Here is a 21,528-nt window from a genome sequence, read left to right as displayed (position 1 = left end):
CCCTCCCATCCGGTCTGACATCACTACGCCCGATCGTCCCTGATGGCTCTGACAACTTCGGCGATCTGGGTGTTGATCAGCGAAACCACCCGTCGGCGATCGGCGCCGACGGCCACCGGTGGCGTCCCCGGCACGATCACATAGCGCCCGTCGTCGGTCAGATCGCGCCAGCCGAGCCGCAATCGCAGGATGCCACGCGGACCGAATCGCGACCAGCCCTGCTCGATGTCGATGAAGCCGTCGCGGTCCAGCCCGGCCTGTTGAAATGTCTTCGTCTGCACCGCGGCTTCGTCGTCGTAGTGCTGCACCAGTGAGCGGCCGTAGCTGTGGTCGAACTGATCGTCGTCCGGTTCGTCGAGGCGGATCTCCTGACCACGCCCGGCCTCCGCCGCGGGCAGCTGATCAGCGATCACATCACCGAGGGTCAGGGCAGTGTGGCGCGTGATGACGAATCCGCTCGCGTGGAACAGGGTTTCGCCCGGCAGCTGCCGCACGAGATACCCCACCTCGCCCTTGCGCACGGCGAGCATGCGCACCGAGTAGGCGGGATCGGTCAGTTTCTCCCCGCCCCCGTAGCCACGCACCGCGATTCGGATGTCGGGATGCACGAGCACATCGATGATCTCGTCGAGTTCGTGCTCCCACCGCCGCCTGATCCGCGCCCAGGCTTCCTTGCGCGCGAACTCGGCCTCCTCCGCGTCGCCGGGCGCGCTGGAGTGGATGAACGGGTCCGGCATGTACTCCTCTTCGATACCCGTCCAGAGCGCGTCGAACTCGTCACCGGTGAATTCCCAGGTAGGCGTCACTGTTCCACCACCGGCCTCGCGACGATCGGCGCGTCACCGAGCGCTTCGTCCAGATGGGTCGTCGAGTCGAGGTAGTCGGCCCGCTTGTGTTCCTTCTGCTGGCCCTGACCGCCACCGGCCCCGCCCATCGGCGACATCGGCATACCACCCATCGGCGAGCCCGCCGCCGACGACGCGACACCCGTACGGAAACCCTCCATACCTGTGGTGGCCGAAGCCCGCGGGAACAACTTGGACGCGCTGTCCAGGCTCGGCGACAGCGGCGCGACGCCCGCACCGGCCCCACCGCCGCCCGCACCCGAGCCACCGCCGCCACCGCCGCCCTTGCTCGCCGCGCTGAGCGCCTTCTTGGCCTGGTCCTGCAGTGAACCGAGCGCCGCGGAGCTCGGAATACCCGCCAGCGCACTCTGTTCCGCGGCCGAGGTCGCCTGCTCCAAGGCCGACTGCGCGGCGGAACCGGCCTGTTCGAGCCCGGACTGCAGAGCCGAAGTCAATTGATCGGCCGACGACGACCCCGTCGACCCCGTCGAACCGGTCGATCCCGTCGAACCGTTGCCCGTCGAACCGTTGCCCGTGGTGCCGTTGCCCACCTGGCTACCGGACTGCTGTTCCTGCAGCTCGGCCAGGGCCCGCTTGAACGCGGCGGAGGTATCGCCCGAACCGGAGCCGCTCCCCGAACCGGACCCGCTGCCCGATCCGGAGCCGCTGCCGTTTCCGGAGCCGTTCCCATTCCCGTTCCCGTTGCCGGTTCCGTTCCCGGATGACGGCGCGGTCGGATCGGGCAGCGTGGGCAGGTGGCTCGTGGTGCTGTTGAGTCCAGGAACGTAGGTGTTCCACATGACCTGGCGACCGTTCTTCGCGCAAGCCTCCTTGTCGGCCTGTGCCTGCGTGCCGTTGGGGTCGGCGTAGCACCGGGGCAGCATGAGCGCGGTCGCCAACCCTTTGGAGGTGGCATTGATCCAGCCGACGGTGTAATCGAGTGCGGCGGCAACCTGTTTGGTCTGATCGACCAGCAGTCCGTTGGCCTCGTGATAGGCCGACATCGCCGACATCGCTCGCGTGGCGCCACCCGGGCCGGTCCAGCTCTTCTTGCTCGCTTCGACTTTGGCGTTCAGGTCGTCGAAACCTGTTTTGAGCCAAGACGCCAGATCACCCCAGTACAACGCGGTGTGGCCCAGGTTCCCTGGAACCGCCGACAGCGAATTCATGATCGCCTGGAGCTCGTTGTAGTTGTAGCCGTTGGGGCTCTCCGCCTTCATTCCGGCCGGATCGAAGGTCTTACCGTCGGCCAGGATCTTCGGCAGGTCGACCGCTGTCGCCACCGCCGGAAATTGGAGCACCGTGGGCGGCAGAGGCGTCTTGGCCATGCCGGCGCTCCTGCCCTGCTCGATCTTGGTGCGCAGTGCGTCCAGATCCACCTTGCTGCCGTCCTCGGCGCCCTTGTAATGCCGGGCCGCGTCGAGAAAGGTGTTGGCGACATTGTCGAGTACCGTCTCGTGCTTTCCGAGTACGGTCTTCAGTTGTCCGGCCTTGCCTTCGAACTGCTTCGACAGTTGTTTGCCCGACTCCAGTGAGGAGAAGTCGAGCAGGTTCGAGACCATGTCCACTTGGTTTTTCACCGAGTTGACCCAGTAGCGCGCGTTATTGGCGGCTTCGACCAGGTTGGGCAGTGCCGACGGCTCGAGCATCAGCGATCCGTCCGAGGCTGCCGAACGCAGCCCCGCCCACTGATCCTGCGCCGATGGTCCCGTCATGAAGTCGACCCTCCCTGTCCGTACCGGTGTCGCCTCGCGCCCCGCCTGGCACCGCTACCACGACACCGCCGATTCGCACGGCTTGCTAACGATTCTACGGTCTGACACGTGAATTACGCATGTACAGCGATGATCTCGCTGGTGGCGAAGGCTCGACCATCTCCGGCTACCAGCCCGCGTCGGTAGCGGGGCGGGACGGATCACGGGACCCGTCCTCGTCGTCGGTCGAGAGTCGTTCCCGCTCAGGTGAATTAGGCGGTTCCAGCGATGCTTCCACCGGCTGCGGAATGGCGAAACCGTCCATGTCGTCGACCAATTCGTTGATTTTCGGCAGTCGGGCGCGTTCGCGCTGGATCGGCGCCATCAGTTCCTGGGTCTTGCGCGCGACCTCGATCGAGGCCTGCTGCGCGGCCTCGGTGACCGCCTTGGCGATCTCGGTGTAGGTGAGGTCGTCGATGTCGGGGGTGAACTTCGTCTCGATGACCTTGTAGTCGGCGTTGACCGTCACCGTCACCCGTTTGCGCACAGTGGCGCTGGCGATGATCTTGGCGCGGTCCTGTTGCACCTGCGCGATCGCCCGCATCTGGGTCTGGACAGTCTCGAGGATGTCCGCCATCTGTGCCTTGGCATGCTCGTTGGCCATACCCGATTCCCTCCGGCTTACGAACCGACACTCCCAGCCCGTCGGTTAGCGAGCACATCACAACTGGCACACCCACGCAACAGCACGGCCCCGCTCGTCACGTCGCGATGCCGACGGTGTGGGTGCCGAGCAAACCGGCGAGATTCAGCTGGAACCAAGCGGAATCGACGTTGTAGACATCAGCGGGAAAGACCCGGGTGAACGCCTCCCTTGCTACGGCCGCACGCTCGGCGGCCTCGACCAGGCCGGGTACCGCCTCCTTCTGCGCCTGGCCCGCTTTCGCGCCGAGCAGGCCCGTCAGCACATCGACCACGGTCCTGGTATCCCACATACCGGGAACGGCGGGAGTCAACGCGTCGGCGCCCGCCGACGCGCCGCGATACCAGCGACCGCCCTCCCACCAGTAGCAGAAGGTCAGCAGACCGTTCTCGGCGCGGCGGTTGATCACCGGCTCGGCGACCCAGTCGGGGGCGCCGAGGTAGAACTGCGGCATCGGAAGGTCTTTGTTGTAGACAGCGTCGAGTTCCGGTGCGTCCCATACGCCGCCGGAGAGCACCGCACGATCGCCCGGAAGCAGGCACAGGGTGGAGCCGCTGTGTTTCGAGCCCTCGAAGACATGGAAGGCCGGTGTCACGCGCGGTCCCCACTTGGAGCCGATCGCGACGAACGCGGCCGCGATCAGCGCCCACCGTCGGGCCAGGAGATCGAGCGGCGGGAATTCCACATCCGGCGCCGACCCGATCGCGGTGCGGCCCGCGGCGGCATCGGCGCGCGCCTGCTCGGCCGCGGCCAGCGGGGTGCGGATCTGCCGGTTGCCGTGACCGACGTAGGCGGCCAGCCAGATCGGCAGCCGATCGCGCGGATAGATCTCGATATCGGTGCGGTACACCGTCGGCGGGAACAGCTGGTCGTCGGGGAACGGGTCGTCGCCGTAGTCGTATTCGACGTTCATCCGGCCCGCATTGCTCAGGGTGAGCAGGTAGCGCCACCACGGCCCGTCGCCCATCGACGCGGAAAGGTGCCGGTGCTCACGCAGCAGATCCAGCAGTTCCGGGCTCGGGAACACCCGGGCGAACCGCTCCTGCTCGTCGTGGAACACCACCATCGACACCTCGGCCGCCGCCGTCATCGCGAAGGATGCCTCGACCTTGGTCCAGCCCGGCGGACCCAGCGCCGCCAGCGTTTTCGCGATGCGGTGGCTCAGCGCGGCGGCCCGATCCGTGATCCCGTCGTCGTCGGCCACCACCGTGGTGAGGGTGAATCCGACATCGGGATCCCCGGCCAGCTCGTCAGCCACTGCGCACTCCTCGCCTAATCCTGGTTCTCGCTGTGCCGCGCGGTCACGGCGCCGGTCTCGTCCCATTCGGTCCGGGTGAGCAGCGCGCCGTCGGAAGCGAAAACGGTTTCTTCCTTGCGATTCCCGGTGGGGAACCATTCACACCAAGTGCCGACCTGGCGCCGATCGGCGTATTCGCCGGTGTAGCGCGGGGTTCCGTCGAGGTACCAGCCGCGCGTCGGTCCGTCGGGGTAGCCGTCGGTGTAGCCGTCCAGCTCGGTGATGGGGCTGCTCGGCGCCGGGCGGCGGAACTGCTGACCGGTGAACGGCTCGTCGCCGTAGTACATGCGGGCTTGCTCGTCGTCCCAGCGAAGTGCGGGATCGTCCGCCGACACGGCGTCGGCCGCGATGCCCTTGCGGGTGCGCTCGTCCTCGAGTTCGAGCACCTCACCCGCCGGGTTCCAGACCGAGTGGGTGAGCAGTGTGCCCTCGATGTCGTAGACGTCCTCGAGCCGACGGGAGCCGTCGGGGTACCACTCCTGCCAGGTGCCGACAGGCCGGTTGCGATAGAACTCGCCGTTGTAGCGCATGGTGCCATCGGGGTACCAGCCCGTCCAGTCGCCGTCGCGGTCGCCGTCGTCATAGCTCCAGTACTCACGCCAGGTGCCGTCCGGGCGGGTCTGGGTCACCGCGCCGCTGTAGGGCTCACCCCGATACGACAACCTGCCGGTCGCCGCGTCGATCGCCACATCCGGATCGCTCAATTCGATCGGATCGTCGCTCACCGTCGAAACCCCTCCGATCGCATCAGACTCGGTCGCTGAAGATTGTCATCCGGCCGGCCGGATCGGCAACCACGTTACGGATCAGCAGGCCGAGGTCGATTTCCGGCGGCAGCGAAGGGTAGATCAGCTCACCCATCGGTCTGCCGTCGACCGCGACCGTGAATCGCGTCATCCGCTGCCGTGAACGCTCCCAGCCCACCTGCGCGGCCCAGGTGAGGTCGATCGGCTGAGCACCCACCTGCACCATCAGCCGATCGGCGAGCCGATAGAAGATCACCGTCACCCCACCGAGATCGGCGTACAGGCCATCGGCACCGAGCTGCCCCGGGGCCGCGGGTCGCAACGAACCGGACCGCGGATCGAACTCGGCCGGCACGCCACCACCGTACGGGCGGACGAGCAGCACGATGTGCTCGGTCGGCGGCTGATACTCCGGCCGATAAGGCCGACGGGCATCATCCTGCCCACCGGCGGGCGGCATCACAGGCGGCGGATACATCGGAGCACCACCCTGCGGATTGCCGCTGCCCGACTGCTGCCGACCGGATTGGTCGAGGGCCGGGTTTCCGTTGCTCGGGGAGTGGAGCTGCCCGTTGCCCGGCTGGTACGGGTGACCATTACCCGGAGCGTAGGGCTGACCGTTACCAGGCGGGTACGGCTGACCAATACCCGGAGCGTAGGGCTGACCGTTACCAGGCGGGTACGGCTGACCAATACCCGGAGCGTAGGGCTGACCGTTACCGGGCGGGTACGGATGACCGCTTCCGGGTGGGTACGGCTGGCTATTTCCGGGGGACGGCTGGCCGTTTCCGGGCGGATACGGTTGACCACTCCCAGGAGGGAACGGCTGACCGTTACCGGGGTACGGCTGACCGTTACCCGGCGGATACGGATGACCGTTACCCGGCTGGTCAGGTGTGCCCGAGCCAGGGGGTTGAGTTCCCCAAGGCGGAAGAGACGGCAGGCTCGGATTTCCGCCTGGCGGAGTCGGCTGGACCGGCCACGACGGCACCGTCGGTTCGTTCGGAGTCGGTTCGGTCGGCCACGGCGGCGCGGGTGGGAGCGACGGCACAGGCGGTGCCGCAGGCAGCGAAACCGGCGATTCCGGCGGCACAGGCAGCGGCGGAACCGGTGGCAGCGGTTCGCTCTGCGGCAGCGGCGGTTTCGGAGGCACAGGCGGATTCGGTTGCTCCGGCGGGCACGGCGAACTCGGCCGGTCGGGCGGGCGCGGCGGTTCCGGCGGCAGCGGTGGCTCCGGCGTCATCGCCAGCGGCGGCACCGGCCATTCGACGGCGTCGAACACCGGCACGTCGAGCTCGACCTCGTACTCGTGCGGCGGATGCGGGATGTGCGAACGCATCGCCGATCCCGGCAATTGCCTGCGCACTCCCGGACGTCCCTCGGCATCGGGCGACCGCGGCGGACCCTGGCCGTCCCCGTCGGAGTCGCCGTCCCGATCCAGATCGAAGCTCTTGTCCGGAGCCCCCGAATCAGCGTTGGCTCCACCTGCGTCCGGGTCTCCGGCCGTGGTCGGCTCGCCGTCATCGACACCCGAATCCGGATCCACGGAAGGACGCCGCGCTGCCCCATCGGCCTCCGACCCCGTCGGCTCGGACGAACCGATGCCATCGAGTTCGGCCCCAGGCCGGTGAATCCCCCGGCTCGGCTGCGGGTCCTTAGAAACGCCGGGGTCACCGGGGTCGGTCACCGGGTCGAAAACCGTTGGCGTGGAGGGGCTCTCATTCGGCTCGACCGGATCATGACCATCGGCACGTGGGAGAGACCGACTAGTGTCGCCGAGTTCTGCGTTCTCGGCGGGGGGCTGCTCGCCGGAACGATCGACCGGTGGGGTTCCGTTGTCGCCGTCGGTCGCCGGACCAGCGGGCAACCCTGGACGCAGCGGTGCGCCGGGCACAGCTGGGCCGTGGCTCGGCGAACCGTTCGGGTCCGACGCCGACACACCCTCGGACGGCCCGTCGCCCAGCGCGGGCGTGTCCGCACCACCGATTCCGGGATCGGTCACGAACGGCTCGGTGAACAGCGCGCGCAACCGGGCGATATCGGCGGCCCGCCCGCGGATCTCCTCGCGGATCTGCTCGTGCACCGCGGCGAGTTCGTCCAGGGTCAGGCGTTCGTGCTTGTCGATGCGGCCGTCGCGGAACCACTCGTAGACCTGGGCCACCCGCGTGTCGTCGGCGTCGGTCAGGTCGACGCCGAGCAGCCGGCTGTGATCGCGACTCGGGCCCGGGACTGCGTCCTCGGGTGCGGCGGGTAGCGGCGACCGGTTGCCGAGGTCGTCGGCGCCCACCTCGCGCAGGAAATCGAGGGCGTCGCGCACGTGTACCGGTGGGTCGTCGCCGATGGCGCGCGGGTCGGTGTCCGGGTCGTAGACCAGGTTGTCGGCGTAGGGATCGATCTTCGCGAGTGCCCGCACGTAATCGGCGAGCGGGCCGACGAGATCATCGATCTCACCGCGCGCGGCCCGATTGGACAGTGCCTCGGCCAGCGTTGCCGCGTCGAGCGGCAGCCCACCACGCGGCAGCCCGAGATGCGGGGCGAGCGCGTCGCGGGCGGCGTCGACGGCCGCCGGGTCGAGCGCGCGAAGGAGCTTCGCGTAGTCGGTGAGATTCGCCGATCGCTGGCGATGCAGTTCCACCCGCGTCGTGGGATCGGCCAGCGCACGGGCGATCACCTCCGGGCTCAGCGCCTCCGGGGTGACGCCGAATCGCAGCGCCAACGCACTGCGCGCATTGTGCAGCGCGTTGAAGTTATCGATGGCGTCCGCGGTGCGCGCGTAGTCGACCAGCCCCTCGACCTGCCTGGCCCGCACCTGATTGGCGCGTTCCTGCTCGGCGAGCAGCTTGTCGAGCTGCTCGGCCGACAGGTTCGACGGATCGTCGATGCCGAGCCGCTGCGCCACCTCGGCGATGTCGGCCCTGAGCTCGGCAAGCGAACGTGGTTCCGGCACAGGCTGATTCGTGTCGTCGGCCACGGCGGGCAGGTTGGCGTCCGGCTCGGCGACAGTGGGCGGCCGCTCGATCATCCGCCACGGCTGCGTCCCGTCGCGCACCATCGTCGCGTCGACCGTGCGACCGTCCACCTCGGTGCGCAGGTGCCGCACCTCGGGCGCGTGTGCCTCGAGGATGTGCACGCGCCCGCCACCATCGATCCCGACGACTCGGATCTCGATGTCGACCTCGCCACGGTTGAGCCGGTCGATGAAGTCGGGGTCGGCGTCGGCGAGCGCACGGGCCAGCGCGGCCTCGTGCCCCGCCCCGGTGTCGACGATCGCGATCTTGCCGTTCTCGGTGTCGACCACGAGCCGATCGCCGGTGTCGCTGTCGGTGAAATCGGCTACCCGCTGGGTGAACTCACCGAGTACCCCGACATTGTCGTCCAGCTGCGTGCGCAGCCTCGCGACCTCGGCGTCGAGATTGTGGACCAGCGCCTCCAGGTCCGACCCGGCCAGGTGCGCCCAGGTCGACCGTTCGTCACGCAGCCCCGCGCGGCGCAGCGCGTCGTCGAAGATCTTGCGCGCGTCCTCGGCGTGGACGGTCGGATCGCCGCCGTCGTCGCTGAGGTCGCCCCAGATGTTGACCCATTCGCCGCCGTTGTTCACTCCGCGCCAGTTCAGCATTCGCAAGCCGAACTCGTCGCCCCTGGCCGCGACGACTTCCTTGAGGTAGGCGCCGAGCGGGTCCTTGCTGTGGAAGTTGGCTGGCCGGAACGGGATGTCCGCGTGCTCGGCGTTGAAGAATCGCGCGGCCGCTTCCAGCGCCTGGATCACTCCGTCGCGGCGCAGCAACCGGTATTCGGCCTCGGCGACGGCCTTGCGTAGTCCGTCTTCGCTGAAATCGGTGAGCTGAACCCCGAGTTCGCGGGCCAGCGCTTCGAGCACGGTCGCGTCGGCGATGCGCCCGTTGACCGCGTCGACCACATCCTGCAACCACGGCGGCAGGGGTTCGGCTACCGCGGGAACTTCCTCGCCCTTGCTCGAAATCTGCACCGGCTCATCAGATTCCGGGAGTTCCTTCGACTCCCTCGCCGCCAGTTCCCCGGGCGACAAGCTCTCCGGTTCGAGCAGATGCTCCAGCCCGGCGTCGCGCAACTCCTGTTCGATCTGACGACGCAACTGCGGATCGGCATCGGAGATCCACGGCTTGTACTCGCTGCCGTCGAGATTGCGCAGCGGCAGGAACTCGCCCGCCTGATCGGCGATCCGCGAGGACAGGTGCTTGAGGATCGGCACCAGCTCGCGGTTCTGCCACATGAGCACACCCTCTTTGAGGATGCGCGCCGGATTGAACTTGATCTGGAGCTGGTCGTACTCGCCGCCCGGCTGACCCGGCGTCGAGTCCTTCACCGTGGTCAGTGGCAGCCCGGCACTGTGACCGAGCAGTGACTGACCGGCACCGTCCATGCTCGATCCGGACGGGTACTTCGGATTGTCGCCGTAGTAGCCACGATTGACGAGCCGGTCCCACAGCTTGCGCAGCCAGTTCTTCTTCGGCGGCACCTCGACCGCCTTGTCCGCGGTCGGCGTGAACGGCCTGGGTTCGATGCGCGCGAGAGGTTCGAGATGCCAGGAGTCCGGCCCGTCTGCCACCAGCCGCACCAGCGTCTTGTCGCCGTCGACATCCAGCGACAGCACGCGGTCGTCGAGCTCGGTACGCACCATCTGATACAGATGCGCCATATCACCGGCGTCGCGCGTCACCCCGGCGCGCAACCGGTTGATGTCGTCGGCGGCGCGGACGAGACCGGGGTCGGCAGGAAGTCCCAGCCGGGCCGCCCAGCGGCGAGCGATGGCCTCGCGCAGCGCCCGCTGCTGCGGATCGGTGGCGGCCTCGGCATGCCGGACCGCGGCGGCGAACGCCTCGACCGCACCCGCCCGCAGCAACTGGCGGTATCGCGCGGCGTCGAGTGAACCCGCATCGGTGAGATCCACACCGAACCTGGCAGCCAGGCGATCCATCGCCTGCTGCGCGGGCTCGATCCGCGGACCGCCGGGCGGGCGCGCACCGTCTTCCGGCGGAAGTATCGACGACGGATGCAACGGCGGGGCCGGTGGGTTCGGCTCCGGCTCGGCGCCGAGGGAGGGTCGTGCGTCGTCGTCGAGTCCGGCCAGCCGCAGTTCCTCGGCCATCTCGGCACGCACCTGCGGATCGCCCTCGACCCGCCAGTGGTCGAGCCCGTCCTGCAACTCGTCGACGTCGAGCGGCTCGTAGTCGTCCGGATACCGCATGGGTTTGCCGAGTTCGGCATCGGGATCCAGTGCGCTGTCGAGGAATCCGCGAGCCCGCGCCATATCGGCGATCTCGGCGAGCGCCCCGAGCGGATCGCGCTGGCCGGTGAGCGCCTCACCGAGGCCGAGAGCTTCGGCGAGTACGCGGATCTGCTCGGCCTGCTCCGGGGTGAGTGGTGGTGTGTCGGCGGTTACCGAGGGTGGCAGATCGCTCAGTTCCTGCAGGAACTGGTAGACGTCGTTGAGGACGTCCCGACGTTGGTAGGCGCGTTCGGGTGCGTCGTCGGCGTCGTTGACCGGCTGATTCAGCGCGGCGTCGCCGGGTACCGCCAGCTCGGCGGGGGCCTTCGGCAGACCGGAGTCCAGCGGCGACGAATTCTTGGCCGGCTCTTCGGGTTCCGGGCTCGGCGCGATCGGCGGACGGGACGGCGGCTCGGACGGTGGACCGCCGGGCGTCGTCTGTGCTGCGGGCGGATCACCCGAATCGTCGTCATCGTCACGCGATCCGTCGTCCTCACGCGCACCGTCGTTGTCGCGCGAAACGCCCTCGGCACGAGCACCGTCGACGCCGTCGCCTGACAACCCGTCCCCGGCGTCCTGAGTCGAGGTTGAGCCCTGCCGTTCCACCGCGGCAGCGAACCGGGCGGCCACTTCGGCACGGGCGGCATCGAATTCCCGCTGCGCCCGCAGATACGACTCGAGTGCCTGCGCGTCGGCCAACGCTTCGGCGTCGAGCTCCTCCGGCCGGGTCTGCGCGGCCTCGGCGAGTTCGGCACGCAGCGCGTCGAACCGCTGCTGGGCGGCGAGGTAGGACTCGAGCGCGGCCAGGTCGGCTTCGAGTTCCGGGTCGTCGCGGCTCGGTTCGGACTCTCGCGCCTCCTGGGTACCCAGTTCCTCGAACCTCGCGGTGATCTCGGCCTGCGCGGCATCGAACTCCCGCTGCGCTCGCAGGTACGACTCCAGCGCGGCCAGATCTCCGTCGACACCGTCGAGGGTGTTCACCGCGGCGTCCAGCGCCTCGTCAGCCAGATCGGCGCGGCGCCCGTCAGCCTGGTCGGCGAGCTTGTTCTGCCGTTCGACGGCATCGTCGATCATGGCCGGCGGATCCACCGGATCGCCCGGTCCGACCAGATCGTCCAGCGAGGCGATCGGTTCGGCCAGCTCGTCGGCGACCTCGTCCAGCTTGCGCATGGTCTGGTCGAGCTTCGCGTCGGCCCGGTCGTCGAGGTCGGTGCCGCGTTCCGGCGGCACCCCAGGATCGCTCGAATCAGGTGATGGACCAGACGGATTCGTGCGCGGACCACCGGTGGACTCGCCACCGGCGGGCAGCCCGCGCGGCCCCTCGGTCAGCCCCGGAGCTTGCTGGTCGCGATGTTGTCCTGCCGCAGTGGGGTCGGCGGGCGGCAGGTCCGCCACCGGTCGGTAGAACTCGTCGGTGAGCGCCCGCAGCCGCTCGATCTGCTCGGTCCTGGTGCGGATCTCCTCTCGGATGGCGGCGATCTCGGCAGCCAGCTCTTGCGAGCTGAGTCCTTCGTGGCTTTCGATCGCGCCGTCGCGGTAGGCCTCGTAGATCTCGATGAACTCGGCGCCGTCGGCGGTGGACAGGTCGACACCGGCCAACCGCGCCCAGTCCCGATTCGGCAGCGGCCGTGAACTGTTCGGATCGGTCGGTTCGTCCGCGCCGTACGCGCGGGCGAGGTTGTCGGCGACCTGGGCCGCGAAGTCGAGCGCACTCGCGCCCGGCACGACGCCGTCGACCACATCGCGCAGGGCGTGCACCGCGTCGTGGTCGTAGATGTGCGGGTCGCCGGTGGTCCGCGGGTCTGCGGCACGGTCGCCCTTGGGCACGTCCTTGTACGGGTCGATCGCCAGCAGCGCGTCGGCGTAAGCGGTAAGCGCCGCCAGCGCCTGGTCACCGTGGCCGAGTCGCTGCAGCCGCATGACCGACCTGCGCAGTTTGGTCGGGTCGATGCCGGTGTCGGCCGGTCCGATCTTCGGCCGACCGGTGGTCTCGTCGATCTCGGCGACCATCGTTCGAAGTCGTTCGGGGTTGTCCGGGCTCAGCGCCTTGATCAGCGCTTCCTGCGCCGCCGTGACCGCGTCCTCGTCGACCTTCTTCAGCTGCTGGGAGTATCCGGCGGTCCCACTCGGATCCCGTTGCTGGCCATCGAGCAGGTCCTCGAACTGCTGGCTGCGCGTGCCCCTTCGCTGCTTCGAGTCGAGCAGGGCTTCGGCGATCCGCTGCGGGGTGAGTTCGGCCTCCGGAATACCGAGCCGCGTCGCCAGCTGGCTGCGCGCATCGCCGACGAGATAGAAGGTCTCGATATCGGCCATGGTGCGCGCGTAGTCGGCCAGCGCCTCGGTCTGCCCGGCGCGCACCGCGTTGTCCAGGCTCAGCGCGCGCAGCGTGTCGCCGATGTTGTCGGGGTGCAGCGCTGCCGGTCCGAGGTTCATCTGCCGTGCCAGGTCGACGATTTCGCGCACCATGTCGGCGCGGTCGCGCGGTGTGGGCGGCGGTTCGGGCATCGGCTGAACCGGCCGCCACTCACCGTCCTCGCCCCGGATCATCGTCACCTGCAGCTCGGCGCCGTCCACGGTGCGGCGAATGTGTTGCACCTCCGGTGTCGCCACCGGGTCGAGGAACTGACGACCCGCGCCGTCGGCGTGTACCGCCCGGAAATCCGGTTTCAGCACACCGCTGTCGATGTCGACGCCGAGCTCGGGGTTGTCGCGCAGCGCGCGAGCCAGCGCCTCGTTGCGGTCGAGCGCACCGTCGATGACGAGCAGCCGGTCGGGCCCACCATCCGGGTCGGGGACCCGGGCGACCTGATCGCCATAGGACTTGCCAACGGGCTCTGCGCCCTCGCCCTGCAGGATCGGCTGGGCCGCGGCGATGAAATCGGCCAGGTTCTGTGCCCGCTGCCGCGCCGATTCGCGCAGGTCGTTCAGCGTCGGATCCAAGCTGTCGCCGGTCAGATCACTCAGGTCACGGCCGAACATCGCGGCCCAGGCGGATAATTCGTCGCGCAGCTGATCGCGGCGCAGCGCGTGTTCGAAGAACTCACGGGAACGCGCCTCGTCGCGGCCTGGTTCTCGGTCGTCGAGGAAGGTGGCCCATTCGGGCAGCCGGTCCGCGCCGTTGCTGACCCCGTCGTAGTCGCGCAGCGTGGTACTGCCGTCGAAGGCGACGATCAGGTCGCGCAGGAATCGACCGAGTGGATCCTTGTCGAGGAAACTGACGTCGTTCGCGAACGGCACGGGGCGTGGGGAGCTGGTGTCGCCCCAGTAGCCATGCCGCCGCTGATCGCCGTCGAATTCGTCGTCGAGATCGTCGTAATCGGCGGTGTCGTCTCGTGGCTCGCTTGATTCGACCTCACGCAGCGGCTCCGATCCCGGCACGGTCCGCTCGTCAGGGGCGGGCACCGGCTCGGCGTCGGCGGGATGATCGGCGCGCCGGTACGGGCGGGTCTGTTCTTCCTCCGCCCGACGCGCCGAGTCGGCCAGACCTTCGATCGCGCCGATCTCCCGCAGCACCCGGTGGGTCTGTCGGTCGATCGCCCGCCGCAGGTCCTGCGGGCTGTCACCGTCGAGTTCGATGCCGAGTCGCTGCGCCATCTCGGTCAGCGTCTCGCCCTCCGGTGGCGGACCCTGCTGCTCGGGCGGCGGATCCGCTGCGGGGATCGGCGCGTCCTCCATGGCTCGCGCCTCATCGCCGTCGATCAGGCCGTTGGTTTCCAGATCGTCGATCAGATCTTGGCGTAGCTGCGGATCGCGGGCGCCGTCGAACAGCTCCTTCAAGATGTCGCGGACCTCGTCGGATTCCATCCGGTTCGCCCGCAGCTCGCTGACCACGGTCTCGCGCACATCATTGGGATCGGCGTCGCTGATCCACGGCCGGTACTCGGTGCCGTCCGCGAAATAGACCGGGTGGTACTCACCCGCGACGTCGGCTTGCCGACCCATCGCCCCGCCGATGACCGGAATGTGCTCCCGGTTCTGCCAGATCCTGATGCTTTCCCTGGCAATGCCGACCACATTCGGCGCGTGATCACCTGCCGCCGGCGGTGCGCTGATCGTCGGACCGTCTACCGGCGGCGGCGCGGGCGTCGGCGTGGGCAGACCGGTCACCAATTGGGCACCACCCACCACGCCGTCGCGCAACGGGGTCTGTCCGTCGATACCCGATCCGGACGGATAGGCGAGGTTCAGCCCGGTATACCCGGCGTTGAGGTTATCGACCAAGCGCCGCAGGGCATTGCGGGTATCGACCGCCGGAATATCGTCGTCGCGCACCGCGGGCGGGTGCTGCGGGCTTTCGTCGCCATCGGTCCGCGCCACAACCCACTGCCCATCCGCCAGCTGCACATGCAGGGCCACGACTTCGCCGTTGTCGCCGAGTTCGACGCGCACCTCGCGCTGCGGCAGTTCAGGCACCGGATCAGCGAAATCCGGTTTGCGGTTTGGTGTTTCGCCGTCTTCGTCACCCATGAAGTCGGTATCGGCCCGCAGCGCACCGTCCCAAGAGACAAGGGTCGGCTTCCGCGGAGTGCCGTCCGGATTCGTCAAGTCTTCGAGGTCTGCGCGAGGTTCCGCGTCGACAATGTCTTGCGGCACCCCGTCGACGTGCCTGCGGGAGAAGCCCTCGGCACTCTCCGTCCCGGAAACCATTCGGGTGCAGTTCGCACAGCACACGACGCCTTCGGCCGACTTGAGATTCGCGGGTGCGTGAACGAGCGCCGCCATCGAGGCTCGATCTGTGCGCTCACCGTTTCGTTCGCGATCGTGCAGCGCTTCGTTGGTCGTACGCACCTCGGCATGACGAAGCGGATCGTCGCCGTGGTCCCAAACCTTCGTGTCCTTGTTGCCCTTGGCCAACTCGGCCATATCCTGACCGGTCGCTTCGGCGTTCTCGTACAACCTCGGATGAAGGTCACCGACGCGGAGGCCGGTTTCCGGCGCACCGTTCGCCGCTTCGTACACACGCCCGGTAAGACGATCGATAGTGACGGCTACAACGGGACCGATCGGGTTCGCCCGCCCATTCGCCTCACCGAACGCGGATTTCGCCGCCGCGGCCTTCTTCTCCAAGGCTTCGAACTTCTCATTCGCCCGGTCGCGAATCTCGGTCAAGGTACTGAGATCCTCGGGCGCCGCGTCTCTCAGATTGCGATTCGCGATGCCTCGCGCACGCCTAGCGGCGTCCAATTCGTCAGCGAGACGGACTTTTTCCGGCTTGGTCGCTGCGATATCGCTTGCCTTCTGCCGGTCCGCCGCTTCGCTGACCGCCGCGTACAAGGGCAGCCGCTCAGCAGCCACCCGGCGCACGAGTTCGTCGACATACTCACCGTCGACTTTGGCGATGTAACCGTCGGCATCCCGGACTATGTCGCCGGTCAGCTCGCCGAGCAGATGCGCCTTTGCGGCGGGCACGTCGCTCGACCCCAGCTCATCGCCATCGGCGGACACGGGTTGGACCTTCGACATCGCGGGGGCGAGCTCAGGCGGATCGCTATCCCTTGTCTCCGGCGGATCATTGGGTGGTAGATCGTCGTCACCCATGAAATCGATGTCGTCGTCGGGCGAGTGGTCTCCACGGTCCGGTGTTCCGTCGAGCGCGTTCGGATCGGCGCCGAACGGCAAGGGCACGTCAGCGAGCACATTCACACCGTCGCGCTGGAGGAGCAACTCCGTGACGGTGACTGTTCCGTCGGCGGCGGTGTGCACGAGGCGATACTCGACCTGCAGGGTGCCGTCTTCCATCGCCGCCCGCAGGTCGGCGACGGCGTCGGTCAGTGCACGGCCCTCGGGGCTGTCGGGGTCGATGCCACGGGCCAGCATCTGGTCTGGGGTCTCGTTGAGGATCTGCGCGAGATTGCGATCCATGTCCAAGGTTCGCCGCAGGTATTCCGGCGAACCTTGTTCCGCCTGTGCGATTTTGGATCCGCCGAGGACCGAGCCCACACCCTTGGCCTCGACGACGACCAGGGTCGGCGCCGAGTCGGCGTCCGCGCGCGGGACGTAGGCGGCGATGTCGACCACACCGGCACCGTCGAACGCCCCATCGAACGGTGTCAGCAGGACCGCGCGCGGGCGGGCATCCGGATCGAGCGCGAAGTCGATTCCGGCAACCTCGCCGAGCGTCTTCGACACCTCGATCATCTCGCGACCGAGGTCGTTGTAGTCGGTGGCGGTGTCTTCCAGATCGCCGAGCAGTTCGAGCCTGGCGGTCCGTTCGTCCGGGCTCAGCGCGGGATCGGACCGGATTTCCTGGCGCAGGTTCTGAATCGCTTCGGAAAGACGCTTGGGTGCGAGCTCTTTCGCCTCTTTGATATCGAACTCGGCCATGAGCTTTTTGAGCTCGGCCCGAACGCCGTCACGTTCGGTCTGCAGTTCGAGACGCCGCTCCGACGCCGCTTCCAGCTCGGCCGCCCGGTCCGGATCGCGCATCTCGTGCGTGTCCGAATCACCCTTCATCGCGTCGTACAGGTAGTCGGCGTTACTCAGGTGGTCCTTGACGAACGCCCCACCGGGCCCGTACAGGCCGAAGTTGACATTGCGCTTGGTGCCGGCCGGGTCGTCGACGTGATGCCAGGTCCCATCCGAATCCCGATAACTGTCCGTTCGATCGCCCGGCCGGTGCAACAGTCCGTCTTCCCCACGGAACATCCCTGGCGGCACCGAATCATCGGAGCCACGAACCGGACCCGCGACATCGTCGTCGTCGCCCATGAAGTCGGTCTCGGGGTACTCGGGTGAGACCAAACGGGGTTCGATGGGATTTCCGTCCCTGGCCGCCTGTTCGAGATCGGCGTGGCGCAGCGGGTCGACCCGGGGTTCGCCTTCGTCGATGATGTGGCCCGCGGTGCTCTCGGTGCCCTGCACCACCCGGGTGCAGTTGGCGCAGCAGGGTGCTTCGACGCCACGACTGGGGACGAACGGTGAGTTGAGGATCGAGGCGAGGCCGTCGAAATCGGTCGGCAGCTGCTCGTCTGGCCCGCGCTGCTGGTTGAGCAGTTCCCGGTCGTGCAGCGCGGCGTTGGTGCCGCGCACCTCGGCGTGGCCGAGTGGGTTGTCCGTGTGCGGGAAATGGGCCGGGTCACGCCCGTTGCGGTAGACGTCCTCGGGGTCCTGGTAACGGGCGACGTTGTCGTGCAGCGTCGGGTGTAGCTCGCTGGGGTGGATGCGCTGCTCGGAGGTGCCGTTGGCGGCTTCGTAGACGCGACCGGTCAGGCGGTCGATGGTGATGGACGTGACGTGGCCCCGCCGCTTTCCGGGCAGCCGATCGGCTTCGGCCTTCTCCAAGCGCTTGGCGGGCGAATTGCCTGCCTCGGCTTCGGCCGCGTCGGCAGCCAGGAAGTTGTCGAGGGCGGTCTTGGCCGCCGCGGCCTGCTCCTTGGCGTCCGCGACGCCGGCCTCGGCGCGTTGCACCCCCTCCGCGGCTTCCTCGGCGGCGCGGTCGAGCGCGTCAGCGTCCTCGGCGCCGCGGTTGCGTGCATCCGAGGCTGCCTCGACAGCGCGCGTGTGCGCCGTCCGGGCCTCCTTGAGCTCTATCGAGGCATCGCGTACCGCCCGGCCCTTGTCGGACTTCGCGGTTTCCAGTGCCTTCTGCTGGGCCTTGTGCTGCTCGTAGTCGGCGACCAAGGCCGCGTCCGGCGTGGACGCATCGACGAACGCTTGGCCACGCTCCGCACTGAGCCGGTGGGAGTATTCGTCGATCGGCTCCCCGCCGACATGGGTGATCCGGGGCGGATCGCCCGCCGTCTGCACCAGCGGGTCGTTCGGATCCAGCACGCCGAGCAGATGCGCGTCTACACCCGGCGTCCGGCTAAACGGTGCGTTGGCGGTCCCGACTTGGGGATCGAGGAACGACATCGCGGTCGGGCGGGTCGGCGAATCCTCGTCACTCATGAAGTCGACGAGCTCACGATCGCGTGGTGAGCCGTCGCCGTCGAGCGTGTCGAGATCGCGAGTATCGGATGGATCGGAATCTGTTCTGGGCGAGGTTGTATCGCCGGGCGCCGTCGCGGACTCCGGGCTGAACGTGCGCCACTCGCCACCGCGATCGATCACCGGATCGGAGCCCGGCTCCCGCCGCACACCCACTCGATCGGTCGGCGCGGTGACATCGACACCGAGCTGGTCCGCGATGTACTGCGCCCAGCCCTTGCTGTTGCCCGCGTGACAGGAGAGCAGCCGGATAGGCGTTCCTGGAACGTAATTCGGGTTGTTGCGGATCGCGTCGACGATGTCGCGCGGATGGACCGGGTCACCGTTGCTCGGGGTCACCGAACCGTCGCGACGTCCGTGCACGACCACGTCGTGGGAGCCGTCGTTGCGCACGTTCTCGCTCACCCGGTGCGTGCGGGCATCCTCACCGATGGCGGTACCGGTCGGATGGTGCACGACGCCTTGACCGTTGGGCAGCCGGGTGTCGTAGACCGGGCCGCTGTCGTTGTCGTCGGGCTGCGGCTGCCTGCGATCGTCGCCGGAGTCGGTGCGGTCTCGCGGCGAGGCGGTGTCGTCGGCGCCCGGTCGACCGGGTCGACTCGTCTCCGGGCCCGGCCGGGGGCTCGCGCCCGGGTCCGCACCGACGATCGGCACCACCGGCGGGATGTCGGCCAGCGGATCGGACTCCGGCCTGACCTCGGAATCCCCGGCACGAGTCCGGTCGGCGGTAGCCTCGGGCTCGCCCGCGCGGGTCGGCGGCGCTTCACCCGGCGCGGCCTGCAGCCCCTGTAGCGGCGTCTCGGCCATACCGGCGCCGCGCTGTTCGCCGACACCCGCACGGCTTTCACCATCGGGTCGACTCGTCGCACCGGAATCTTCGGCGGTGCCCTGTGGGTCGGCGACCCGCGACTCGTCGACAGTCGGGGCGTCGGCTCTGACTTCCGGTGCGCCGGAACGAATGTCGGATCCTGGTTGCACACCGTCGGTCAGCCCGGCTCGGGCTTCCGGCGCGCCGGGACGGGCGGCGGGCTGTGACCCCTGGGCGGGCGTCGACTGCTGCCCCGGAGTCGACTGCTGGCTCGGCGTCGATTGTGTTGGTGTAGTAGATGATTGGGTGGCACTCGCGGCCGGCTGACCGGTCGTCGGCGTCGCTGCCTGATTGGTGACCGGCGCCTGACCGGTCGCAGCGGGCGACGGCCCCGCCGTCGCCGCGGGCCCGACACCTGCCACACCCGCACCGACCGGCGCTCCGGCCTGCGTTGCGGTGTCCCGGTTGGTCGCCGCAGTGTCGTTGACCTGTGTAACCGGCTGCCCACTCGACTGCGCGTCGGTGCGCGTCCCTTCGCCCACGCCGGCGCCGTCGGTCTGCTCGGCCTCGCCCGCCCGTGACTTGTCCTGACCGGAATCCGTCTGTGCCGCAGGGCTTTCCCCTTCGGCACGACTGCCGCTGTCCTGGCGACCACCGTCACCGGCCTGCGATTCGCCGCCCTGTACCTCGGGCTTGGACTCCTGGCGCCCCGCGCCCGCGCCGCCCTCCGCCGAGGACTGGCGATCGTCGCCGGACTGCTGATTCGCCTGTCCCTCTTCGGAACTCGTCGGTCCTTGGGCTTCACCTTCGGGCGACTGCGTGCTTCCGGCGGGGCGCATCGACTGACCGTCGTCGCCGGCACCGGCCCGCGACTCACCGGAACCGTCGCCGCCCATGGCGTCGTCGGCCGCACCCGCGCGCACGCCGTCGTCACCACCGGACCCGGTCCCCTCTTCGTCGGCACCCGCCCGGTTCTCGCCCTCGCCACCCGGACGGTTGGACGACCCGTCGCCGCCCGCACCGTCGTTCTGCCCGAATGTTCCGAGGTCGTGGCCTGGCATGGCATCGCGAACCTGCGAGCTGAAGCTGGGTCGTTCGAACAACCCCGGCTTCATCGCCGACCAGGCGGAATTCGCCCCGGCCTTGTTCAGGCCCGAAAGTCCGCCGTTGGTGGCGCCCGCACTCCACATGAGCGGGTCGGACGCCGCGGTCTTCAAGTTGTTCCAGGCCTGATCCCAGCCCTGGGTCACGCCCTCGTACCCGAACTGGCCGAGCATGCCGCCGCCCGCGCCGACCAGACCGGCGCCGGTGCCGGTGATCGCACCCTTGAGCCACGGCGACATCCCGTCGCCGAGCCGCTTGCCGAGGAAGTTGCCGAACGGACCGGCCGCCAGACCACCGGCGGCGGAACTGACAGCGGCCGCCTTCACCTGGTTCCAGTCGACCTCCTTGCGGTGGCCCTGGTCGACCTGCCATTGCTGGACGCCGAGTTCCTGCAGGGTGCCGAGCGCCGTGTCGATCGCGACGTGCTGGCCGACGAACTTCAGGACCCTGGTGATCACGGCCTTCGCGCCGTGCCGCAGGATCGCCGCCAGTACGCGCGCGAAGATTCCCCGTGCGACAACGCGGGTCACGCCGATCGCGGCCGCTTGCACCGCGGGCGCAGTCGGCGGAAACACCCACGCCGCAGCGATTTCCAGCGCCAGCAAGCCGAGCGACGACAGAAACATGATCTTGGTGTATTCGATCTCGGTACCGGTCTGATACACCGAATCGCCGAGGATGTCGAACAATTCGGCCAGCTTGGTCACCGACTGGTCGCCGCGGGCCATCCCCTCGAAGGCTTTGAGCATGTCCTCGACGCCGTCGCCCTGCGGATATGCCTTGAACGCAGCGTCTTTGGCGGCGTCGACGTCGTCGACCAGGCCTCGAAGACCATCCGCGGCCGTGCGCCAGTCCTCGGCCATGGCCCACATCTCGTCTTCATTGCCCTCCGGCCACTCCATGCCGGCAAGAATCGAGAGCCAATGCAGCCCAGAAGGGAGATCGATCATGGAGCGCTACGTCACCAACTCGAGTCCGTGAACGTCGCCATCGCCCCTCATCCCTCAATAGTGATGCCCGGTCGAGCACACCACAACTCGTTCGCCTGCGCAACAGAGTGACAGGTACCGACGAATCCGTGGTGACGACAGTATGAACGCCAGGCAGCCTGAATGAACCCCGGGCAGGCGACTTGACGACCAGCCGGTGCGGGCGAAGGA

6 protein-coding genes are annotated in these 21,528 nt (G+C 68.5%); all 6 read right to left on the bottom strand.

Translation table 11 applies throughout. The annotated features are described in order from the left end of the window. Positions 1–23: 23 nt before the first annotated feature. Entirely contained in the window at positions 24–806 is a 783-nt protein-coding gene (locus tag QX204_RS02395; RefSeq protein ID WP_301904972.1) for an ESX secretion-associated protein EspG, read from the bottom strand. After that, positions 803–2,560: a hypothetical protein gene (locus QX204_RS02390; RefSeq protein ID WP_301904971.1), complete on the bottom strand. Its 1,758-nt coding sequence runs from the start codon at positions 2,558–2,560 to the stop codon at positions 803–805. The genes QX204_RS02395 and QX204_RS02390 overlap by 4 nt, the downstream gene beginning before the upstream one ends. A 166-nt stretch (positions 2,561–2,726) precedes the next feature. Next, positions 2,727–3,203, bottom strand: coding sequence for a YbaB/EbfC family nucleoid-associated protein (locus tag QX204_RS02385; RefSeq protein WP_301904970.1), 477 nt, complete (start codon positions 3,201–3,203; stop codon positions 2,727–2,729). 97 nt (positions 3,204–3,300) lie between these two features. Then, positions 3,301–4,500: a hypothetical protein gene (locus QX204_RS02380; protein WP_301904969.1), complete on the bottom strand. Its 1,200-nt coding sequence runs from the start codon at positions 4,498–4,500 to the stop codon at positions 3,301–3,303. A gap of 14 nt (positions 4,501–4,514) precedes the next feature. Then, the gene (locus QX204_RS02375; RefSeq protein WP_301904968.1) at positions 4,515–5,264 is read right to left on the bottom strand and encodes a toxin-antitoxin system YwqK family antitoxin; all 750 of its coding nucleotides are present in this window, start codon (positions 5,262–5,264) and stop codon (positions 4,515–4,517) included. Positions 5,265–5,286: 22 nt separating this feature from the next. Further along, positions 5,287–21,270 carry a WXG100-like domain-containing protein gene (locus QX204_RS02370; protein WP_301904967.1) on the bottom strand — a complete coding sequence of 5,328 codons (15,984 nt, stop codon included), beginning with the start codon at positions 21,268–21,270 and terminating at the stop codon, positions 5,287–5,289. Positions 21,271–21,528: the final 258 nt, after the last annotated feature.

The sequence above is a fragment of the Nocardia sp. PE-7 genome (genome assembly GCF_030486425.1).
Taxonomy (GTDB): Bacteria; Actinomycetota; Actinomycetes; order Mycobacteriales; family Mycobacteriaceae; genus Nocardia; species Nocardia salmonicida_A.
The sequence above is the reverse complement of the archived record's forward strand: the minus strand, read 5'-3'. Positions and strand labels throughout refer to the sequence as shown.

What these genes read in the sequence shown, in the direction of transcription:
- QX204_RS02390 (WP_301904971.1), bottom strand. Translation starts at nt 2,560, where the DNA reads ATGACGGGACCATCGGCGCAGGATCAGTGGGCGGGGCTGCGTTCGGCA.
- QX204_RS02385 (WP_301904970.1), bottom strand. Translation starts at nt 3,203, where the DNA reads ATGGCCAACGAGCATGCCAAGGCACAGATGGCGGACATCCTCGAGACT.
- QX204_RS02370 (WP_301904967.1), bottom strand. Translation starts at nt 21,270, where the DNA reads ATGGAGTGGCCGGAGGGCAATGAAGACGAGATGTGGGCCATGGCCGAG.